The 17590-nt window shown below is 70.5% G+C and carries 15 protein-coding genes, 1 tRNA gene and 1 pseudogene; 12 read left to right on the plus strand and 5 right to left on the minus strand.

Annotated elements, in window-relative coordinates:
* The first annotated feature begins 8 nt into the window (after window positions 1-8).
* From OG956_RS38895 to OG956_RS38915, 5 genes and pseudogenes are all read left to right on the plus strand, one after another.
* On the plus strand, window positions 9-1010 hold the full coding sequence (locus OG956_RS38895; protein WP_330343074.1) for a peptidoglycan-binding protein: 1002 nt from the start codon (window positions 9-11) through the stop codon (window positions 1008-1010).
* 291 nt (window positions 1011-1301) lie between these two features.
* Window positions 1302-1868 (plus strand): SigE family RNA polymerase sigma factor, encoded by a 567-nt coding sequence (locus tag OG956_RS38900; protein ID WP_330343075.1) that lies wholly within the window; start codon window positions 1302-1304, stop codon window positions 1866-1868.
* Between the two features lie 364 nt (window positions 1869-2232).
* Complete coding sequence (locus tag OG956_RS38905; RefSeq protein WP_330343076.1) at window positions 2233-2805, plus strand: alpha/beta fold hydrolase; 573 nt, start codon at window positions 2233-2235, stop codon at window positions 2803-2805.
* A 372-nt stretch (window positions 2806-3177) separates the two neighbouring features.
* A pseudogene (locus OG956_RS38910) lies at window positions 3178-3539 on the plus strand (aminoglycoside phosphotransferase family protein); the annotation flags it as partial.
* A gap of 367 nt (window positions 3540-3906) precedes the next feature.
* Window positions 3907-4230 (plus strand): helix-turn-helix domain-containing protein, encoded by a 324-nt coding sequence (locus OG956_RS38915; RefSeq protein ID WP_330343077.1) that lies wholly within the window; start codon window positions 3907-3909, stop codon window positions 4228-4230.
* Window positions 4231-4291: 61 nt separating this feature from the next.
* Here OG956_RS38915 and OG956_RS38920 read toward each other — a convergent pair whose 3' ends face one another.
* Window positions 4292-5071 (minus strand): hypothetical protein, encoded by a 780-nt coding sequence (locus OG956_RS38920; RefSeq protein WP_330343078.1) that lies wholly within the window; start codon window positions 5069-5071, stop codon window positions 4292-4294.
* A gap of 438 nt (window positions 5072-5509) precedes the next feature.
* Here OG956_RS38920 and OG956_RS38925 point away from each other — a divergent pair.
* Window positions 5510-5606: transfer RNA gene (locus OG956_RS38925), tRNA-Cys, on the plus strand.
* 160 nt (window positions 5607-5766) lie between these two features.
* On the opposite strand, the gene OG956_RS38930 is transcribed toward OG956_RS38925, so the two are convergent.
* Window positions 5767-6078 (minus strand): replication initiation protein, RepL2, encoded by a 312-nt coding sequence (locus tag OG956_RS38930; RefSeq protein WP_330343292.1) that lies wholly within the window; start codon window positions 6076-6078, stop codon window positions 5767-5769.
* On the minus strand, window positions 6078-6530 hold the full coding sequence (locus OG956_RS38935; protein ID WP_330343079.1) for a MarR family transcriptional regulator: 453 nt from the start codon (window positions 6528-6530) through the stop codon (window positions 6078-6080). Before OG956_RS38935 ends, OG956_RS38930 begins: the two co-directional genes overlap by 1 nt.
* A gap of 1021 nt (window positions 6531-7551) precedes the next feature.
* Here OG956_RS38935 and OG956_RS38940 point away from each other — a divergent pair.
* The 4 genes from OG956_RS38940 to OG956_RS38955 all read left to right on the plus strand — a co-directional run bounded on the left by OG956_RS38940 (window position 7552) and on the right by OG956_RS38955 (window position 11546).
* Window positions 7552-8832 carry an AAA family ATPase gene (locus OG956_RS38940; RefSeq protein WP_330343080.1) on the plus strand — a complete coding sequence of 427 codons (1281 nt, stop codon included), beginning with the start codon at window positions 7552-7554 and terminating at the stop codon, window positions 8830-8832.
* Complete coding sequence (locus OG956_RS38945; protein WP_330343081.1) at window positions 8829-10175, plus strand: ParB/RepB/Spo0J family partition protein; 1347 nt, start codon at window positions 8829-8831, stop codon at window positions 10173-10175. Before OG956_RS38940 ends, OG956_RS38945 begins: the two co-directional genes overlap by 4 nt.
* Window positions 10176-10474: 299 nt before the next feature.
* A complete protein-coding gene (locus OG956_RS38950) occupies window positions 10475-10972 on the plus strand; it encodes a hypothetical protein (RefSeq protein WP_330343082.1) in 498 nt (165 codons plus the stop codon).
* On the plus strand, window positions 10887-11546 hold the full coding sequence (locus OG956_RS38955; protein WP_330343083.1) for a tetratricopeptide repeat protein: 660 nt from the start codon (window positions 10887-10889) through the stop codon (window positions 11544-11546). The genes OG956_RS38950 and OG956_RS38955 overlap by 86 nt, the downstream gene beginning before the upstream one ends.
* A 262-nt stretch (window positions 11547-11808) precedes the next feature.
* On the opposite strand, the gene tpg is transcribed toward OG956_RS38955, so the two are convergent.
* Together tpg and tap are read right to left on the minus strand one after the other, a co-directional pair.
* Window positions 11809-12363, minus strand: coding sequence for a telomere-protecting terminal protein Tpg (gene tpg / locus OG956_RS38960; RefSeq protein WP_330343084.1), 555 nt, complete (start codon window positions 12361-12363; stop codon window positions 11809-11811).
* A gap of 6 nt (window positions 12364-12369) precedes the next feature.
* The gene (gene tap / locus OG956_RS38965) at window positions 12370-14721 is read right to left on the minus strand and encodes a telomere-associated protein Tap (protein WP_330343085.1); all 2352 of its coding nucleotides are present in this window, start codon (window positions 14719-14721) and stop codon (window positions 12370-12372) included.
* Between the two features lie 311 nt (window positions 14722-15032).
* Between tap and OG956_RS38970 the strand changes: the two genes are divergently transcribed.
* Window positions 15033-15524 carry a hypothetical protein gene (locus OG956_RS38970; RefSeq protein WP_330343086.1) on the plus strand — a complete coding sequence of 164 codons (492 nt, stop codon included), beginning with the start codon at window positions 15033-15035 and terminating at the stop codon, window positions 15522-15524.
* An 832-nt stretch (window positions 15525-16356) separates the two neighbouring features.
* Window positions 16357-17469, plus strand: a complete 1113-nt coding sequence (locus OG956_RS38975) for a bifunctional DNA primase/polymerase (RefSeq protein ID WP_330343087.1) — start codon at window positions 16357-16359, stop codon at window positions 17467-17469.
* Window positions 17470-17590: the final 121 nt, after the last annotated feature.

Consider the following 17590-nt stretch of genomic DNA (forward strand, 5'->3'; position numbering starts at 1 on the left):
GACCTGCCATGGGAACCGCACAGGGAATGATCGCCGCCGCCCGCAAGCTGCTGGGCACCACCGAGCACCCGCCCGGCTCGAACCACAACCTCATCACCTCGTGGTACGGCTTCTCCGGCCCGTGGTGCGACATGTCCATCAGCTACGAGGCCGCCCACTCCGACAACCTCAAGGCCGTGATGGGCAAGTTCGCCCTCACCACCGCGCATGCCCGCGCCTTCCAGAGCCACGGCCGCTGGCACTACGGTCTGGGCGGTATCCGCCCCGGCGACGTCGTCTTCTTCGACTTCTCCGGCGGCCGGTCCATCAGCGGCATCGACCACGTCGGCCTGGTGGAGGCCGTCCACTCCAACGGCACCATCACCACCCTGGAGGGCAACACCTCCAACGCCTTCCGCCGCCGTGTCCGCGGCCGCGCCTGCGTGGTCGGCTACGGCCGCCCCGCCTACGACGGTGCGGCCCCGATGCCGAGCCACGACGGCATCCTGCGCAAAGGCTCCACCGGCAAGGCCGTCAGGACCCTGCAGGCGAACCTGAACACCGTGCAGAAGGCCGGCCTCACCGTCGACGGCCAGTTCGGGCCCGCCACCGACCAGGCACTGCGCACCTTCCAGTCGAAGCACAAGCTGACTGTGGACGGCGAGTACGGCCCGCACACCGCCGCCGTGATGAAGGCCGCCCTCGCCGGCCGCACCGGCGTCATCAAGCCCAAGGCTCTCGTCGCCGCCCCCGCACCGCTCGCCGTGGACGGCCAGTTCGGGCCCGCCACCTGCGCCGCCCTGCAACGCGCCCTCAACACCAAGACGGGGGCCGTGCTGGACGTCGACGGCGCCTTCGGGCCACTGACCGTCAAGGCCCTGCAGACCTACCTGCAGGTCACCGCCGACGGCGTCACCGGACCCGACACCGTCACCGCCCTCAACAAGCACCTCGGCCTCACGCCCCAGGACGCCTGGGACACCAGCACCACCACCCAGCTCCAGAAGGCCCTCAACGCCGGCAACTTCTGAATCCGTCGGGCGACCTGACGGTGTAGCGCCCACCGCCCCCCCGAGGTGCCCCATGGCAGGCATGGGGCACCTCGGGCACCACCGCAGCGTGCCGCGCTGCTCGGGGGTAACCGCCGCAGCGCCCCGGCCATCGGCCCATCGTGATCAAAGACGACCGCTGTTCGCGCCTGAGCGACGGCGAGCGACAGCCGGCACCAGGCGGGCGGGCGCGCCTCGGCCCGCCCGGTGTCATCCCACGTCGGCCGCGCGGCACGTCCCGGATGCTCATGCCCACAGAACAGGAGCCAGATCATGAACGCTCGTAAGCCCGTTGGCGAGGTGCTGGAATTCGAAGAGTACGTCCGCGTGCGGCACGACGCGTTGCTACGCAGCGCCCGGCGCCTGGTCCCCGACCCGCTCAAGGCCCAGGATCTGCTGCAGACCGCGTTACTGCGCACCTACCCCCAGTGGGACCGCATGGCCGACAAGCAGCGTGCAGACGCCTATCTGCGCCGCGTCATGATCAACACGCGCACGGAGTGGTGGCGGGCCCAGAAGCTGCAGGAGCTCCCCATCGAACAGTTTCCGGACGCACCCGTCGAGGACTGCGCCGAACAGCACGCCCACCGCGCGCTGTTGATGGACATCATGCGAGTGCTGACGCTCCAACAACGCAGCGTCGTGGTGCTGCGGCACTGGGAGCAGATGACCACAGAGGAGACGGCCGCCGCCCTCGGCATGGCGCCTGGAACGGTCAAGAGCACTCTGCACCGTGCGCTCGCCCGGCTCCGCCAGGAGTTGCGGCGCCGCGACCCCGACTCCGCCTCGGCGTCAGCCGCCGTCCGTGGATGCCCACCGGCCGGCCGCCGGGCACGCTGACGCAGGGGCCGCACCGCAGCGCCAACGGATACCAGGCGGCCGGGGGTGTTCAGCCGCCGCTGTCGGCACCATGGCCCCATGGAGAAATGCGAGGACAGCCGAACGCCGTCTGCACGCTGCACCTTGAGGTTGCAGGTATCGGAGGCAAAGGCCGACACCCCTTGATCAACAACCGGCTGAGCCGCGTGCCGCGGCGCCTCCGGTGGGATCTTCGGAGTTCCGCTGGAGCGATAGCCGGGTTCCTGGCGGGGCATGGCAAGACCGTCGTGACGCTCGACCAGACGTACCCCCATTCCGCCCAGGGCTGACACCGGCCAGCAGCGGGTAAAAGCCGGGTTCTACGACCGTACGAGGGACGATCGCCATGACAGGGACTCAGCAGGTCTTGTTCATCCAGGGCGGCGGAGCAGGCGCGCACGACGAATGGGACGACAAACTGGTCGACAGCTTGAGGCGAGAGCTCGGGGACGAGCAGGAGGTCCGCTACCCGCGTATGCCCGACGAGGGCGACCCGAGTTACGCCCGGTGGAGCCCGGCGATCCGGCATGAGATGGCGGACCTCGAGGACTACGCGGTCGTGGCCGGCCATTCGGTGGGCGGGACGATCCTCATCCATACACTCGCCGAGCAGCCGCCGGAGCGCAGGCTTGCAGCGATCGTGCTGCTCTCTGCTCCGTTCGTCGGCCAGGGCGGCTGGCCAGGCACCGAGTTCGAGCTGCCCAGCGATCTCGGCGCCAGGCTGCCGCGCGGCGCGCAGGTGCATGTGTTCCACGGACTCGAGGACGAGACCGCCCCACCGCTGCATGCCGACCTCTATGCCCGCGCAATTCCACAGGCTCAGGTGCACCGGCTGCCCGGACGCGATCACCAGCTGAACAACGACCTGAGCGAAGTGGCCAAGGCCATCCGGGTCGGTCAGGTTCGCTCGATCACGTAAGACGGTCTCTCGGTCCGGACCGTGCCACGAAGGCACATCGCGCAGATTGATCACTAGGGGGTTTCTTCCGCATCGCACTGGTCCATGACCACGTGTCGGCCGAAGGACTCGGCGGACGAGGCGGTCGCGGGCAGCGGCGCGGCGCCTTCGGGACAGCCGCCGTTGGGGCGACGAGACCGTCGCCCCGGTCGGTGCCGTGGGCAGGACCTCGGTCACCAGTGCGGCGGCCGGCTAGGAAGCCAACGGCCTGTGTCGGGTGTTCAGTCGCTTGGGTCGCTGTCCAGCCGGTGCGGACGCGTCGAGATGGGTGCCGTGATTGTGTCGGTGGAAAGCAGCAATGGGGCCTGGAGATGAGGGGACGGTAGGGGGCCATTGGAACTCCGTCGCGCAGTCGAGGCAGGACGGACGACCACTGCGGAGCTGGGTCTCCGGGTCGACGATGTGATCGTCATCAACAACTCGACTACGTCGTGCTGCGCCTGGTCCCGTGCGATGTACTGGCTCGGGTCGCTCCCTTGGCGCACCTGGCTGGTTCTGAGTGCGAAGTAGAGGGGGCTTGCCGTCTCGCCGAGGTCGACGCCCCGGTGGCCGAGCTCGAGCCTCGGGTCGCCCCGCGAGTCTATGTGCGTGATGCCTTCGCCATCTCGCTGTGGACCTACTACGAATCTGTGGGATCAGAGATCGCACCGGCCGACTACGCAGACGTGCTCATGCGGCACCATGCCGCCCTGCGCCACGCGGCACCTACGTCGGCCTGTCCGGCCTGGAGCAGCCACAGGTCAACCCTTGCCCGAGCGCCTCCTGCCGGGCCGTACCCCTGCCATCAGTCGTCCTGCTGTGCACGCTCCTGGGGAACACCTGGCTCCTCGTCACCGCGCGCCGCCAGCTCACCGGCGGATGGAGTGCAGAGCATGCGGCCGCTGGTGGTCCGAGAGGGTGACTTTGCGTCAGTCTCGTTGCGGGGTTTCCGCAGGTCAGCCCCTGGGGGGCAGGGCGTGGGGGGTAGATTTTTCACCAATCGAGTTTTTAGCCATAGCTAAAGGTGGCATTCTGAGGGAGTGGTAACAGGCGCTACCACCATGTGAGTTGGGGGAGTGAGACGTGGGCATTTTTGCTCGTGACGAGAGCCGGACCGAGTTAGCTGCGGCACGGGTGGCGAGGCAGGCCACGGCCTCGCTGGCCGGCGTACTGGCGGGGCTGGGCAAGAGCCGCTCCGATCTGGCGAAGGCGATGGGCGTCAGTCCGGGTCGTGTCAGCCAGATCATGTCCGGGGATGCGAATCTCACGGTGCGGACCCTCGCCGCCGTAGCGGAGGCGCTGGACGCCGACGTCCAGATCACCTTCTGTCCCCGGCCGCAGGCGGCAGCCAGTGGCAGCACGGGCGCATCTGCCACCAGAAGCGCGGGGTTCCCGGCACACCACTGAGCGTCCGTACCGCCGCCGTTTCTGTCTCAAAGCCGACCCGTCGCCGTGCTTCGTCGTCCGCCTATCGTCCGCGGGCCAGCCATCGGTCGTACCAGCGGCGCTGCGGGGGCAGCCCCGGGCTGTGGAATGCGTCGTTGGTTGTGGCCTTCGCGCGCAGGGCGCGGAGTTCTTCGTTCTGGCTGCGGCGGCCGTGGACGTAGGCGAAGCGCAGGAGGTGTCCGCACTCGGCGAGTGCGGTGCCGAACGCCTGGCGCCGGGCGATGAGCTCCTCAAGGGTGGGGTCGCGCTGCCAGGTGACCTCACCTTCGCGGCATGCCTCGTCGATGCTGGTCTGCACGTCCAGTGCCACGTCGATCGCCTTCTCGGCGTCCGCGTAGATGGCGTTGATCGTTTTGGTGTCGGCGGCGAGCGGGTGCCGTTCCAGCAGGTACAGCTTGAGGTCGTGGACGAACACCCTGAGCTGGGTGGACGTTTCGATGCCGTCGAGGAAGCGGTCCGACCAGGTGCAGGCGTCCAGGTGGACGCGCTGTACCAGCCGTTCCCTGACCAGGGCGATGCCCAGCGTCATGAACTTGACGTACGGCTGTGCCGTCTCCTCCTGCTTGCGCCGGGGCAGCGCGGTGGCGCCCGTCGCCGCGCCCGCGATCACGGGAGGAATCGACGCCGCGTGCGGCAGGAGGGCCACCGCGCCGGCTGCCACCGCAGCCATCATCGCCAGCACGAGGAGCGTCAGGGCGGACGAGGCCCAGCTGCCGAGCAGCCGTCCCTTGCCTGCGAACTCGCGCACCAGGCCGACCCAGGCGATGGCCGCGCTCACGCAGGCCGGTAAGGCGTAGTCCACTAACCAGGCGTGGTGAACCCAACTCATCGACGGCGCCCCCAAGACGTCCCACGAACAGGCTGGACCGTCGTCAGCGTGCGATGAGCGAGCAGTCCTCGCTTCGGCATGTCGCACCGGCGCCCGGTCCTCTCGCCGGCGCACCTTTCGTCGAGAGCTGCCGCGAGTAGAGCTGATGATGTCAGCCGGGACAGTACAGTGCCGTTACTTTGAGCAACAATTGGCCAGTCTGGTCGGCGGCCGCCCGATCCCCCGGTCATCGTGCTGCGGTCGGCGGCTATTACGCCGTAATGGAGATCGGCGCTATTACGGCGTAATAGCTGACGGCCTACGCAGGTGATGCGTACGACCGGTCAGCGGCGCGTCAGAGGAGCGTCAGTCCGGCCTGGCATCGTGAAACACGTGAACGGCACCGCGGGAAGACCGCGGGGCCGGGAGCGAGGAGAGGTGCCCGGAGTGGCTGATCGGGGACCAGGGCGGCAAGCCCGGAGTCGGACTCCTGCGAGGGTCCACGCAGGTTCGAATCCTGCCCTCTCCGCAAGTGCAGAGCGCAGCGATACGGTCTCGGCCGCCCCATGGCGGCCGAGACCGTACGTGTGCGTGCCCGGCGGCCGTCGTCCTTGCGTTCGGGGCAAGCGAGACGTCCTGACGAGCGCACCTCATGTACGTGACGTCAATGAGGTGCGCTCCTGCGATCGTCAGGTCGCGCGGCGCAGCGGGACGACGACGTTCTCCCCCATGCGCTTGGGGTCGAGGCGGTAGTACTTGATGTGCCCGATTCTCTCGGTCTCCTCGAGCCAGCCGGCCTCGATGACCTGCTTACGGGTGCGGGAGAAGACGGGTGGCGCCATGCCGACGAGCTTGGCCAGGTTGGCCGCGGTTTCGAGGACGGCGCCGGACCGGTCGGTCGGGTGCAGGGCGTACAGCATGACGACGAGACGCTGGTTGGCGCTCATGCCGGCCGTCTTCTCAAGCAGTTCCAGGTTCTTCTGCTTGTCGTCGGTGCTGATCACTGGGCCTCCCACCGTGCAGGGGCATTCTCGTCGAATCCTGGGATGTCCGGCGGGTTGCACGTCTTCACGGCTTCACGCTGTTCGATCCCTGTGCCGTGAAAGGCAATGTACGGGCTGATCCGGTAGAAGTTGTAGTTGCCGATGCGTCCTCGGATCACCAGGATGCGGTGTTTGGCCAGCTTCCTGTTGATTTTTCCTACGGCATCCGGGGACATGCCCACGCGTTTGGCGATGTCCGCTCCGGTGGCCCGCAGCGGTTCCATGCCCTCGGGCGAGACCCCGATCCACCACAGGACGAGGAACTTCTGGCTGGGCGTGAACGCCTTGGACTCGGTGATCGCCTCGACTCGTGCCTTGTCGACCTGTGTGTGCCGGCCGGAGAAGGCATACGGCGCATAGGGGACCGGCTCGCCGGTATCGGCGTCGACCAGTCTGCGTACTGCTCCCAACGGGCCCTCCGTGGAAGGGGGGTGATTGGTGGTTCATGAGGGACGACCGTGAGGCCGACCAGATGAACTTAACGTACATGAGCATGAAGTCAATCAACTCCGCCTGTCGGCCGTGTCGCCTGTCGCTCCGTCAAGGTCTCCTCGTGCACTCAGGACTGCTCCGAGCGGTCGACTCATGTACGTGACGTCAATCTGGTACGTCTGCAGGATCGTGGTACCCGGTTCCTACAGTCGTGGTGGCAGTTCTTCTGAACCGGGTGCCAGTTCCTGGAAACGTGGTGTGCGGTTCCTGAGACCGGGTGGTACGTCCGAGGGATCTGGGCACCACGATCCGTGGAGCGCCGTGCACGATTGGCGGAACTGCCTGCCAGTTCTCCCGATCTGGGTTGTTCGATGTGTTTACGCAGGTCAGAGCCGCAATGGCGGGTGCGCTCTCTTACCTCGGTATCCGGCGGGCGACCCGTCCGGGGAGGCGGGAGTGGAATCGGTGGGCTAGTACGCCGTAATGACTGGCCGGGCTGTTGCGACGTACCAGGGTCTGCCGGTCACACTCCCCCCAACCGCCCGACCGACCTCAGCCCACGACAAGTCGCCCCGGACAGGCCTCGCTCGACAGCGGACCTCGGACCGCTCGAGTCCTGCTCGACGACGGAGCCGCGCGTACACGAACCCGGTGCTTCCCGGCGCGCACGGTCCGGGCCACGACGAAACGGATGCGCGCCGGGAAGTGCCGGGGCAGCGGGGTCCAGGGGCCGGCGAAGGCCCCTGGTACCACGCTGCTCAGCCACGTCCGGGTCCGTTCACGGAGCTGCACCGGGAAACGGCGGATGCCCGTGGGGGGCTGTGACCCGCACCCGGGAACGGGCGGTACGGCAGGAGACTTCTGGGCGTGGGCTGTTACGGCGTAAGAGCTCCAGGACCGACACTGGGGGCGTCGGCACGGTGCCTTACACCCCGTCAGACTGAAGCAACTAACGTGTCGGTGCTTCCAAAGATCTTGGACGTTAGTAAGGTGTCGTCCATGAGTTCGCCAGCCAATTCCAGCGACCGCGAGAAGGTCGTCTCCAAGCTGCCGGGATGGCTCCGGCAGAACCTCAAGGTCAGAGCCGCCCAGCACGGGATCGAGATCCAGGCGGCCGTCGAGCAGGGCATCCGGGACTGGTGCACGCTCGCCTCCACTCCCCCGGCCGTCGACACCTCGCGTGCCGACTCGTTCTCCACCTTCCTGCCGCCCGGCCAGTGGGACGAGTTCCGGCAGGTCGCGACCGAGCGCCGGGTCTCGCTGATCCAGGGCCTGGCGCAGTCGGTGCAGTTGTGGCTCGACTCCAATCCCGCGCCGCACGTGGAGCGGCCCGAGATCACCCGCCGCATCATCGTGTGCAACCAGAAGGGCGGTGTCGGCAAGACCGCGATCACGGCGGGCCTCGGCGAGGCGCTCGCCGAGGACACCGAGCGCCTGCACGCGGTGCGGGTGGCCAAGGCGCTCACCGAGGCCCTGCGGGCGAGCGAGGCGTCCGACGACGAGGTGCCGGGCAGCGAGGTGCCGGGCGGCGACGACCCGCTCAGCGTGGAGAACCTGCCGGGGCTCGGGATGCGGGTCCTGCTGGTCGACTTCGACCCGCAGTGCCACCTGACCAACCAGCTCGGGGCCACTCCCCTGCCGATGAACGGCGACAGCCTGACCAACCACATGGCGGGCGACCCCAAGGGCGACCTGCGCGATCTCATCGTCTCCATCGACGACGAGACCTTCGGCGGGCGGCTCCATCTGCTGCCCGCCTGCAACGACGCTTTCCTGCTCGATGTGCGTCTGTCCGCGGTGCGCGCCAGGGAGGCGGCACTGGAACGAGCCCTCGCCCCGCTCGAGGCCGACTACGACGTGATTCTCGTCGACTGCCCGCCGAGCCTCGGCCTGAGCATGGACGCCGCCGCGTACTACGGCCGCCGGCGCGACGGGGAGAAGCCCGGTCAGTCCGGTGCGCTGATCGTCGTCCAGGCCGAGGACAGCTCGGCGGACGCCTACGAGCTGCTCACCACCCAGATCGACGACCTGCGCGGTGACTTGCAGGTCGACATCGACTACCTGGGCATCGTCGTCAACCTGTACGACTCGCGGCGCGGCTTCATCGCCACCTCCTCGCTGCAGGGCTGGGTGGACATAAAGGATCCCCGGGTCGTCGGACTCATCGGCGACCTCAAGGAGCAGAAGGAAGCGGTCCGGATGAAGCGGCCGCTGCTGTCCTACGCACCCAAGTCGCAGCAGGCGATCGGGATGCGCGCACTGGCCCGGGAGATCGTATGAGCAAGGCCGACCAGCTGGGAGCCGGCCGTTTCGGCGGGGGAGTGCGCTCGGTCAGCGCGCGCCGCCAGGCCGTGGCCGCCGCCACCGGGGTGCCCACCGAGGGGGTCGCCCCGCCCACCGAGCTTCCGCCGCACCGCATCAGCCTCAACCCCGACAACCCCCGGTCCAGTCTCGGTGACCTGACCGATCTCGCGGGCAGCCTGAAGACGCACGGGCAGAAGCAGGCGATCACGGTCATGAACCGTGACGCCTACATCAAGGCCAACCCCGAGCGTGAGGCCGACCTCGAGCCCGACACCACGCATGTCGTCATCGACGGCAGCAGCCGGCTCGCCGCCGCCCGCGAGGCAGGGCTCCCAGCCGTCAAGGTGATGGTCAGCGACGACCAGGGCACCAACTCCGAGGAACTCCTGGAGTCCGCGCTCGTCGCCAACATCCACCGCAGCGATCTCGGGGAGCTCGACGAGGCGCGGGCGCTGCGGCGCCTGCTGGCCATCCACGGCAGCCAGACCGCCCTGTCCAAGCGGCTCCACCGCTCGCAGGGGTGGGTGTCGCAGCGGCTGGCCCTGCTCAATCTCACTCCCGAACTGCAGCGCCGTATCGGCGAGGAGCCGATCGATCTGCTGCGCGCGGTGGCCAACAAGCCGGCCGCTGAGCAGGAGGCCGCGCTCCAGGAGCTCAAGCAGGAGCGGGCGCGCCGGGAGGAGGAGCGGCGCGGGCGGCAGAAGGCGAGCGGAGGCGAGAGCGCTGCGCCCACCGCGTCGGAGCGGCCGGCTGAGCGGGAGGGCTATTACGGCGTAAGAGGAGACGGCGATCCTGGCACGGCGGCGGGGGCCGGGCAGGCGGAACCGGCCGGGGGCACCGGGTCGGGCCGGCGAGCGGGGGAGTCGGGGAGCTATTACGGCGTAATAGGAGGCGAGGAACCCGGCCCGGCCGCAACGGCGGAACCGAGGGAGCGAGCCGGTGCTGCCGCTTCCGGTCGGCGGGCGGCGAAGGCCGAGGGCTATTACGGCGTAATAGGGGGAGCCAAGTCGGAAGCTCCGGCGGCGGGAGCAGCGGGGGCGTCTGCGCCGGCCGCTGGTGCAGCCGAGGTGCCCGAGCCGCGGGCGGAGACGTCCGTCGCCGATGCGGAGGCGGATGCGTCGGGCGGCTCCCATCCGCGCCGGGTGCCGTACGACGAGCCGGGGCCCCTCGCCATGCTCCTGGACCGGAACATCGACAACGACGACACCTTCTTCGACCTGCTCCGGTACCTGTGCAAGAAGGGGCGGGAGCGGAACCCCGCCCGGCTCGCCGAACTGGCGCAGTCCTTCGCCGAGGAGGCTGCCGTGCAGGGCGAGTGAGCACTGCGGGAACAGCGACGGGCCGGTTGCCTTGGGGGCGGCCGGCCCGTCCCTTGTTGTCTGCGAGCTATTACGGCGTAATAGCTCGCAGGGCGGTGCCGGGCTATTACGCCGTAATAGGCCGACGGGGAGCGGCGCCGGCCCGCGCCACGTGCGAGGCCGCTGGGGTTCCTGCAGCGGCGGGCGGGCACTTCCAGTAAGTGATCCCCGCAACCGCCCTGGCCGGCGAACCCGCCCTCGCGTACGCCGAGCACCGCACGAGTCCGAACGCCTCCGGGCACCACCGGGAACCCACCAGGGTGAGCGCCGACGAGTCGGTCGCCGCTCTGCGGGCTCTGCACCGCCTGAACCTGGTCGACCACACCCCCGACGCGCCCCATCGGGCCGTACGCATCCACAGCCTGATCCAACGCTCGGTCCGCGAGACCCTGTCCTCGCAGCAGCAGGACAGCCTCGCTCGCGTCGCCGCCGATGCCCTGATCGCAGCCTGGCTCGCGGTCGAGCGCGACGTCGCGCTCGACCGCGCTTTGCGCGACAACGCCCAGGTGCTTCAGCACCTCGCCGGGACCGCCCTGTTCCGCCCCGACGCCGATGAAGTGCTCTTCCGTACCGGCAGCAGTCTTGGGGCGAGCGGACAGATGGCAGCCTCGCTCACGCACTCTTGGTCCCGACCATCGCGACACCTTCGCCGCCCGCGCCAACCTCGCGCAGATGACAGGCATGTCGGGGGATGCGGACGGCGCCGTGAGCGCCTTCGCCGCGTTGCTGCGCGGCGTGGAACGGGTTCTGGGTCCTGACCACCTCGAGACCCTGGGCGCCCGTGCCAACACCGCTTATTGGCTGAGGCAGGCGGGGAACGCGGTCCTCGCGGAGAGCACCTTCGCCGGACTCGCTGCCGACTCGCTTCGCATTCTGGGCTCGGAACACCCTCGGCCCCTGGCCGTCTGCACCAACCTGGCCTTCTGGCGAGCCGCGACGGGCAACGCCGACGGCGGGGTCAGCGTCCTGGCCGACCTGCTGAACGCGTGCCTGCGGGTGCTGAGGCCCGACCATCCGTACGTCCTGACTGTCCGCGGCAGGCTCGCCGCCATGAGGAGAAGGGCGGGCGACGCCGCCGGGGCCGCGACGGCATACGCCGAACTGCTGGACGACCAGGAGCGGCTGCTGGGCTCAGCCCATCCCGACACCCTGGCCACCCGGGCCAATCTCGGGGAGTCGCTGGGAACCGCAGGCGACACAGCGGTGGCCGCTCGTATGTTCGCGGAGCTGTACGAGGACTGCCGGCGACGACTGGGCCCGAACCACCCAGGGACACGGGCAGCCCACGACGGCCTCAGGCGCTGGCAGGCACAGTCGAGCGGGACGGCGTAGGCGAGGCTGTCACGCCGTAAGGGAGAGCTATTACGGCGTAATAGGTGCCGGGGAGCCGATCGATGTTCGGCGGGCCGGGTCGGTGGGTGGGGGAGCCGGAGAGCTATTACGCCGTAATAGGGGGCAGTGAGCCGGGCGCGGCGGCGGTGGACGGGCATGGGGGCCGGCTCGGTGGTGCCAGGGCGGGGCTGAGGGGAGGGAGGCGGAGGGCGAGGGCTATTACGGCGTAATAGGTCGGTCCTCGTCGGTGAGGCGCAGGCGGCTACAGGGAGATGTCGATCTGGTCGACGTCGGTGAACTGGACGTCCAGGCCCTGGGCTCGGGTGTTGTCGGCTCGGAAGTACATCTCTCCGAGGCCTTCCGCCGCGATCTGCAGGAGTTGGTCCTCGGTGGCTCCGGCGTCTCGGGCCTGGAAGAGGCGCTCGGCCCAGCGGGGCGGGAGGGCCTGGGTGATGTCGCGGATGCGGGCGTCGTCGGTGGTGCCGGGGGCGGCGGTGAAGCCGAACCTGGCCCGGGTGGTGAAGACCAGGCCGTCGGTGGTGGCGGCCCTCTGCTTGGCGCGGGCCCGGACCTGCGGCTGCCAGCGGCGGCGGACCTCGCGCTCCAGGCGGGCGGCGAGTTCGGGGCGGGGCTGCTTCAACTGGTCGACCACGTACCGTTCCACCGTGCGCTGGGAGATGCCCAGCAGTTCGGCGACCGGCCTGGTGCCCTTGAGCTGTTTGACGAGGAACCTCATCCGGGCCGGTGCGCTCTTGGGGATGGGGCGGGTGAACGCCTGCTCCAGCGCGCGGTCCAGGCTGTCCCCTACCGAGTCCATGACCGGCTACTCCCCTTCGGCGGCGGTGCCGTCGTTCTTGATGTGGTTGGCGATGTTGAACACCCCGCCGTGCTGCTCGAACTGTTCCTCCGCCCACAGCACGGTCTGGGTGCCCTGGTGCTTGATCATGCCGGGGCTGACGCCCAGCCGGAACGTGCCCGGCACCGGCTTGCCATCGGGGGTGTACGGCAGGAAGTCCAGCGGGCTGGGGCCGGGGGAGGGGTAGACGAGGGCGTCGGTGCCGATGGCGACGGGGTAGCGGTCCGTGGCGGCCGCCGTCTTCATGATCTTGCGGTGCATGCTGACCCGGACCGTCGCCAGAACGGCGGCGCGGATGTCGGGGCGCCAGGTGGGGCGGGCCAGCGCCGGCCAGGGCTCGTAGTACGGGACCTGGCCCCGGTTGCGCTGACGCAGCTTGCCGATGCCGCCCTTGGCCGTCGCCTTGATGGCCTTGAGCACCAGGGCCAGCGTCGGATCGGCGTGCCGGGAGCGGGCCATGGCCTCCAGGAACTCCTCGCCCGCCATGCCGGTGCTCACCCCGAGGTCGGCCATGGTGGCGATGTAGGCGTCGCGCAGCCGCTTGTACCAGGGGTCCAGATAGCGGCCGGTGCGGGTGCGGACGTACGCCTCGATCGGCGCGACCTCGAAGCCGAGTTCCACCGCGTACGCCACGGTCGGTGTGGCGTACCAGGCCGGTCCCTCGGGCCGCTCGCCCCTCGGGGTGAACGGCGACGGGAGCCGGTCGGCGTCCAGCGTGCGGCCGCCGACCTCGACCCGGGAGAGGTCGACGTGGGAGAGGTCGACCAGCCAGGAGCCGGGCAGCGCGGGGTCGAAGGGCGGGTTGCCGGTGAGGTGGGTCGGCCCGTTCAGCCCGACGGTCAGGCCGTTGGCGGCCGCCGCGAACGCCATGTTGACGTCGATGGCGACCAGATACGGCTGCATGCACTCGTCGTCGGTGAGTTCCCGGCACCAGTCGTACGGCTCCTCCAGCAGCATCTCGGCCGGGGTGCGCTGGTGGTGGCGGGCGAACCGGCCCTTGAGCAGCGGGTGCTCGTCCGGCACCTCGCACTCCACCACGTCGTACACCCCGGTGAGGGCGTCGGCGTTGAAGGCCTGCCGGAACTCGCCGGTGTCCGGGTCCTTCTCGGCTCGCGTGGGCGGGCGCAGGGCCGTCATCAGCTCGAGCCCGGTGACGGCCGTGGTGCCGCGCGGGGTCATGACCCGCTCCGCGTAGGTGCCGAGGAAGCGTGCGAGGTCGGCGGCCGGCATGGTGGGCAGGCGGGGGTCGTTCCTGTCGTCCCACTCCTCGACGGGCAGCGCGCCCCAGGACGGGATGCACAGCTGGACGCAGCGGCGGCGGGCGCCCTCGGGATCGCGGTAGAGGCGGGCCCACGGGCCGAAGCCGAGCTGGGTCAGCTGCAGACCGGCCTTCTTGACCTGCTTGACGACCTTGTGGCTGTCCTGCAGCCGTCCGGCACGGCGTTCCTCGGGGGAGAGGGTGACGGGCAGGCCGTAGCGCTCCAGGGCGGCGGAGGTGAGGACGAGGACGGGGTCGGCGTCGCGGCCGTGCCGGTGCAGCCGGGCCTGGCCGAGGCGGGCCTCGGTCAGCGTCCAGTCCACCAGCGCCGGGAGGCTCTTGGCGGGCACGTCCAGGACGAGGCCGCCCACGCAGTAGGCCACCACCTGGTCGCCGTCGAGGTCGACGACGGCGAGGGGGCCGTTCTCGAAGCGGGCGGCGGCGGCCTCGGCCGTGGTGTCCGAGGCTGCCGGGGTCTTGGACGGCGTCGTCCTGGACGGCTTCCTCGGCGCGGGCCTCGACGCCGATCTCGGCCGGGGGGTGGTCGTGGGCCTCGTCGCGGTTCGCCGGGGCGGCTCGGGCGCGGCGTTCGCCGTGGCCCGGGTGTCCGGCTGCGGGGGGAGGGGGGCCGTCGCCTCGCGGGGCTGGTGGTCCTCCAGGGACTGATGGCGCTCCGAGGGCTGGTGGGCTTGCGAGGGCTGGGGGTTCTCGGACGCCGGGGGAGGAGTGGGGGTCTGCGGGGACGGCTCGAGCGGGGCTGGTCCCTCCATCCGGGCGCCGGCTGTCTCAGGGGCCGGCTCCGGCGGGGCCGGGAAGCGTTCGGCCAGCTTGTCCAGGAAGCGGGCGTAGGCGGCCCGTTGCGGCGGCCGGGGCTCGTTCCTGCCCGACTCCCAGCTCGCGACCGTCTCCCGGCGGGTCGCGAGCGCGGCCGCGACCTGGGCCTGGCTGAGCCCGGCGGCCTCGCGCAGGCGCCTGCGTTCGGCGGGTGCCGGCAGGTCGTTCTGGGCGACTTCCTCCAGCAGCGCGTCGACGGCGCTGAACAGCTCGTCCTGAGTGGGCACGCGGCTCACCTCCCGGGCCGCACCCTATCCCAGTCACGCATCGCTTCTATCGCCGGATCGCTTGCGGATCGCACATCGTGTCGCGTGCCGGGGGGAGGTCGAGGAGAGGTGTTCCACGGGCATACGCGTCCAGTGCGACACGCCGTCCCGCCGAGCATGTCCTTCGATTGAGTGACGGCCGTGGTGGAGAAGAACCTGTCACGGGGCCGGTACGGGGAGGGGGAGGCGGGCGATGGTCCGGGGGCACGCTCAGCTCCGAGGCGGACGCGGAGGCGCTGCACAGAGCCGAACGGGCGGCAGAGGAACGCGGGTTGGGGGAGCGGACGCACGCGGTGCACATCGGCAGCCGGCTCACCGGGCTCGGCTGCGTGTCGGTGTTCCCGGCCCTGGGCTGTCTGATCGCCGGGCTCGGCCTGCTCGGCGCCACGCACGGCGCCGGTCTGACGGCCCTGGCCGGGGTCCTGCTCGCCCTGGTCGTCGCCATCCCGGCGGCCGCGCTGCGGACCGAGGGCCGGCTCACCCACCGCGACCTGCGCCTGTATGTCTTCGACCGGGGCATCGTCGTCACCCGGGGCCGGACCGAGACCCATGCCATGACCTGGCCGGAGGTGCGCGTCACCGAGCGGACGGAGACCTCCAGCTACGGCCAGCACAGCCACGGCGCCACCGTCCACTGGCTGTACCTGCAGCGCCCGGACGGCCTCCCTCTCACCCGGATCAGCACCAACAACCCCGCCGGAGTCGCCATCGCCTGCGGGGTCGCCGAGTGGCGGGAGCGGGAGGCGGTGGCCGACGAGGGGTGAGGGTGCCGCCCACGGGGAAGGCCCGGACGGGGGTGGTGTCCGGGGTGGTGGGATCCCGGGGCTGCGCAGTCCAGGGAGCTGCGCGGCGGCCCGGAAGCGGGTGACGGCCGAGGACCGCTGTTGCTCCGGCTCCCGGTGGTCCGCCCCCGTTGCCCCGACGCCCGGCGCAGCCGGGGCGCGCGCGGGTTTCCGGGTGGCGCGCCCGTGGCCCGCCCGGGAGGCCGGGGGGAGCCGGGGAGGCCCGGCACGCGGTGGATACGGCCGGTCGGTCGCTTCCGTCGCTTCGGTCGCTGGTGCGGGTGAGACGCCCCGGTGAAGAAACGGTCATCCAGGTTCGGTCCAGAGTCGCTTGAGTCGCTCCGGTCGCTGCGCGGGCAGCGACTCAAGGACGGCGGCGGAGGGACAGCGACTGAAGAACAGCGACCGAAACCCGGGTCGGTCGCTGTTGAGTCGCTGCTCAGTCGCTAGGTAAAAGGCCTGGTCAGGCTGGGTTTTCGGGCCGAACAGCGACTGAAGCGACTCAAGGATCGGGTATATGGAGACATTCGCGTGTGTGCGTGCGCGCGTGTGCGCGTTATATGTACGGAACTTGAGTCGCTTGAGTCGCTAATTGAGGGCTGTATGGTCTGTGACCTGCGGTTTCGACAGCGACTGAAGCAGCGACCGATGTATAGGGCAACGGGTTTTCAGTCGCTTTGAGTCGCTGTTTCGGTCGCTGGCCGCCCTCCGGGCGGTCGGAATCGATTCTTCGTTCCCATGACCCCGGCTTTATCGCTGCTTCGCTACTCTGTGCCTGTTGTTGAGTCGCTTCGGTCGCTGACGGGGGAAACACATGGCCGATGAGCTGCGGGTTTTACGCAGCGACTCACCGCGGCCCGCTCCCGCCGTACCGGGCGTCCCGCGGTCCCTGGCCATCGCCCGGTGGTGCGCGGGCCGTGGCTGGCCGGTCCATCCGCTGGCGCCGGGACGCAAGACGCCGGCGGGCAACTGCGCGGCCTGCCGTGAGCCCGGGCACACCCACCGGGGGTGCCGCTGCTCTGCCGCCGGTCGCTGGTGCCACGGATTCCGGGCCGCCACGCTGGACTTCGCCCGTATCGAGCAGTGGTGGCGCGCCCACCCGGAGTTCGGCGTCGGGGTCGCCTGCGGGCCCGCGGGACTGGTCGTGATCGACATCGACGCCCACCCCCGGCAACTGCCCGGCCGGGACCGCCTGCTGCCCGGCATCGACATCGCCGAGACCGTCGACCTGACCGGGCTCGCCAACGGCTTCCACACGATCGGGGTGCTGGCCGCCCTGCGCGGTGCGGCCTCCCCCGCCGACGACGAGACGACCCTGCGCGTGCGCACGCCCTCGGGCGGCCTGCACGTGTGGTACCGCGCCCTGGGTGGCCACCGCTGGCAGTGCTCCTCCGGCTCGGGCGGCGGCAGGGCCCTGGCCTGGCAGGTCGACGTACGGGCGCACGGCGGGTACATCGTCGCTCCGGGCACCGTGACCGAGGCGGGGACGTACGAGGCCGTGGGCACGGCGCGCGAGCCCGCGCCGCTGCCCGCCTGGCTGGCGCGCGAGCTTCAGCGCACCGGCCATCTGCCGCCCGTCGACGTGCCCACGCCCCGGCCGGTGCCGCCGCGGGCCCGGCAGGCCGTCCTGGCCGCCTCGGGCGGCCGCAGCGCCGGAAGCCGGGCGCTGGCCCCGCTGCTGGCGGAGGTGGCCGCCTGCGCCGCCGTACCGGAGGGCGCGGGGTTCACCGAGAAGCTCAACCGGGCCGCGTACACCGCCGGCGGGCTCGTCGCCGCGGGGCTGCTGGCCGAGGCCGAGGCCGAGCGGGTCCTGCGGGAGGCGGCCGGACAGGCGCGCCCCGGGCAGGAGCGGCGCTACGGCGCCGTCATCCGCGGCGGGCTGAGCGCGGGCCGCACCCGCCCGCTGACCCCGGGAGGCCGCCCGTGAAGAGCGGCCACGACAACGCCCTCTTCGACGCAGGGGAGGTCGCCGCGCAGATCCTGGCCCAGAGCGTGCCCCAGGCACGTCCAGAGGCGCACAGCCGCCCCCAGGCCCCCGCACAGGCCCA

The sequence above is a fragment of the Streptomyces sp. NBC_00557 genome (assembly GCF_036345995.1).
GTDB lineage: Bacteria > Actinomycetota > Actinomycetes > Streptomycetales > Streptomycetaceae > Streptomyces.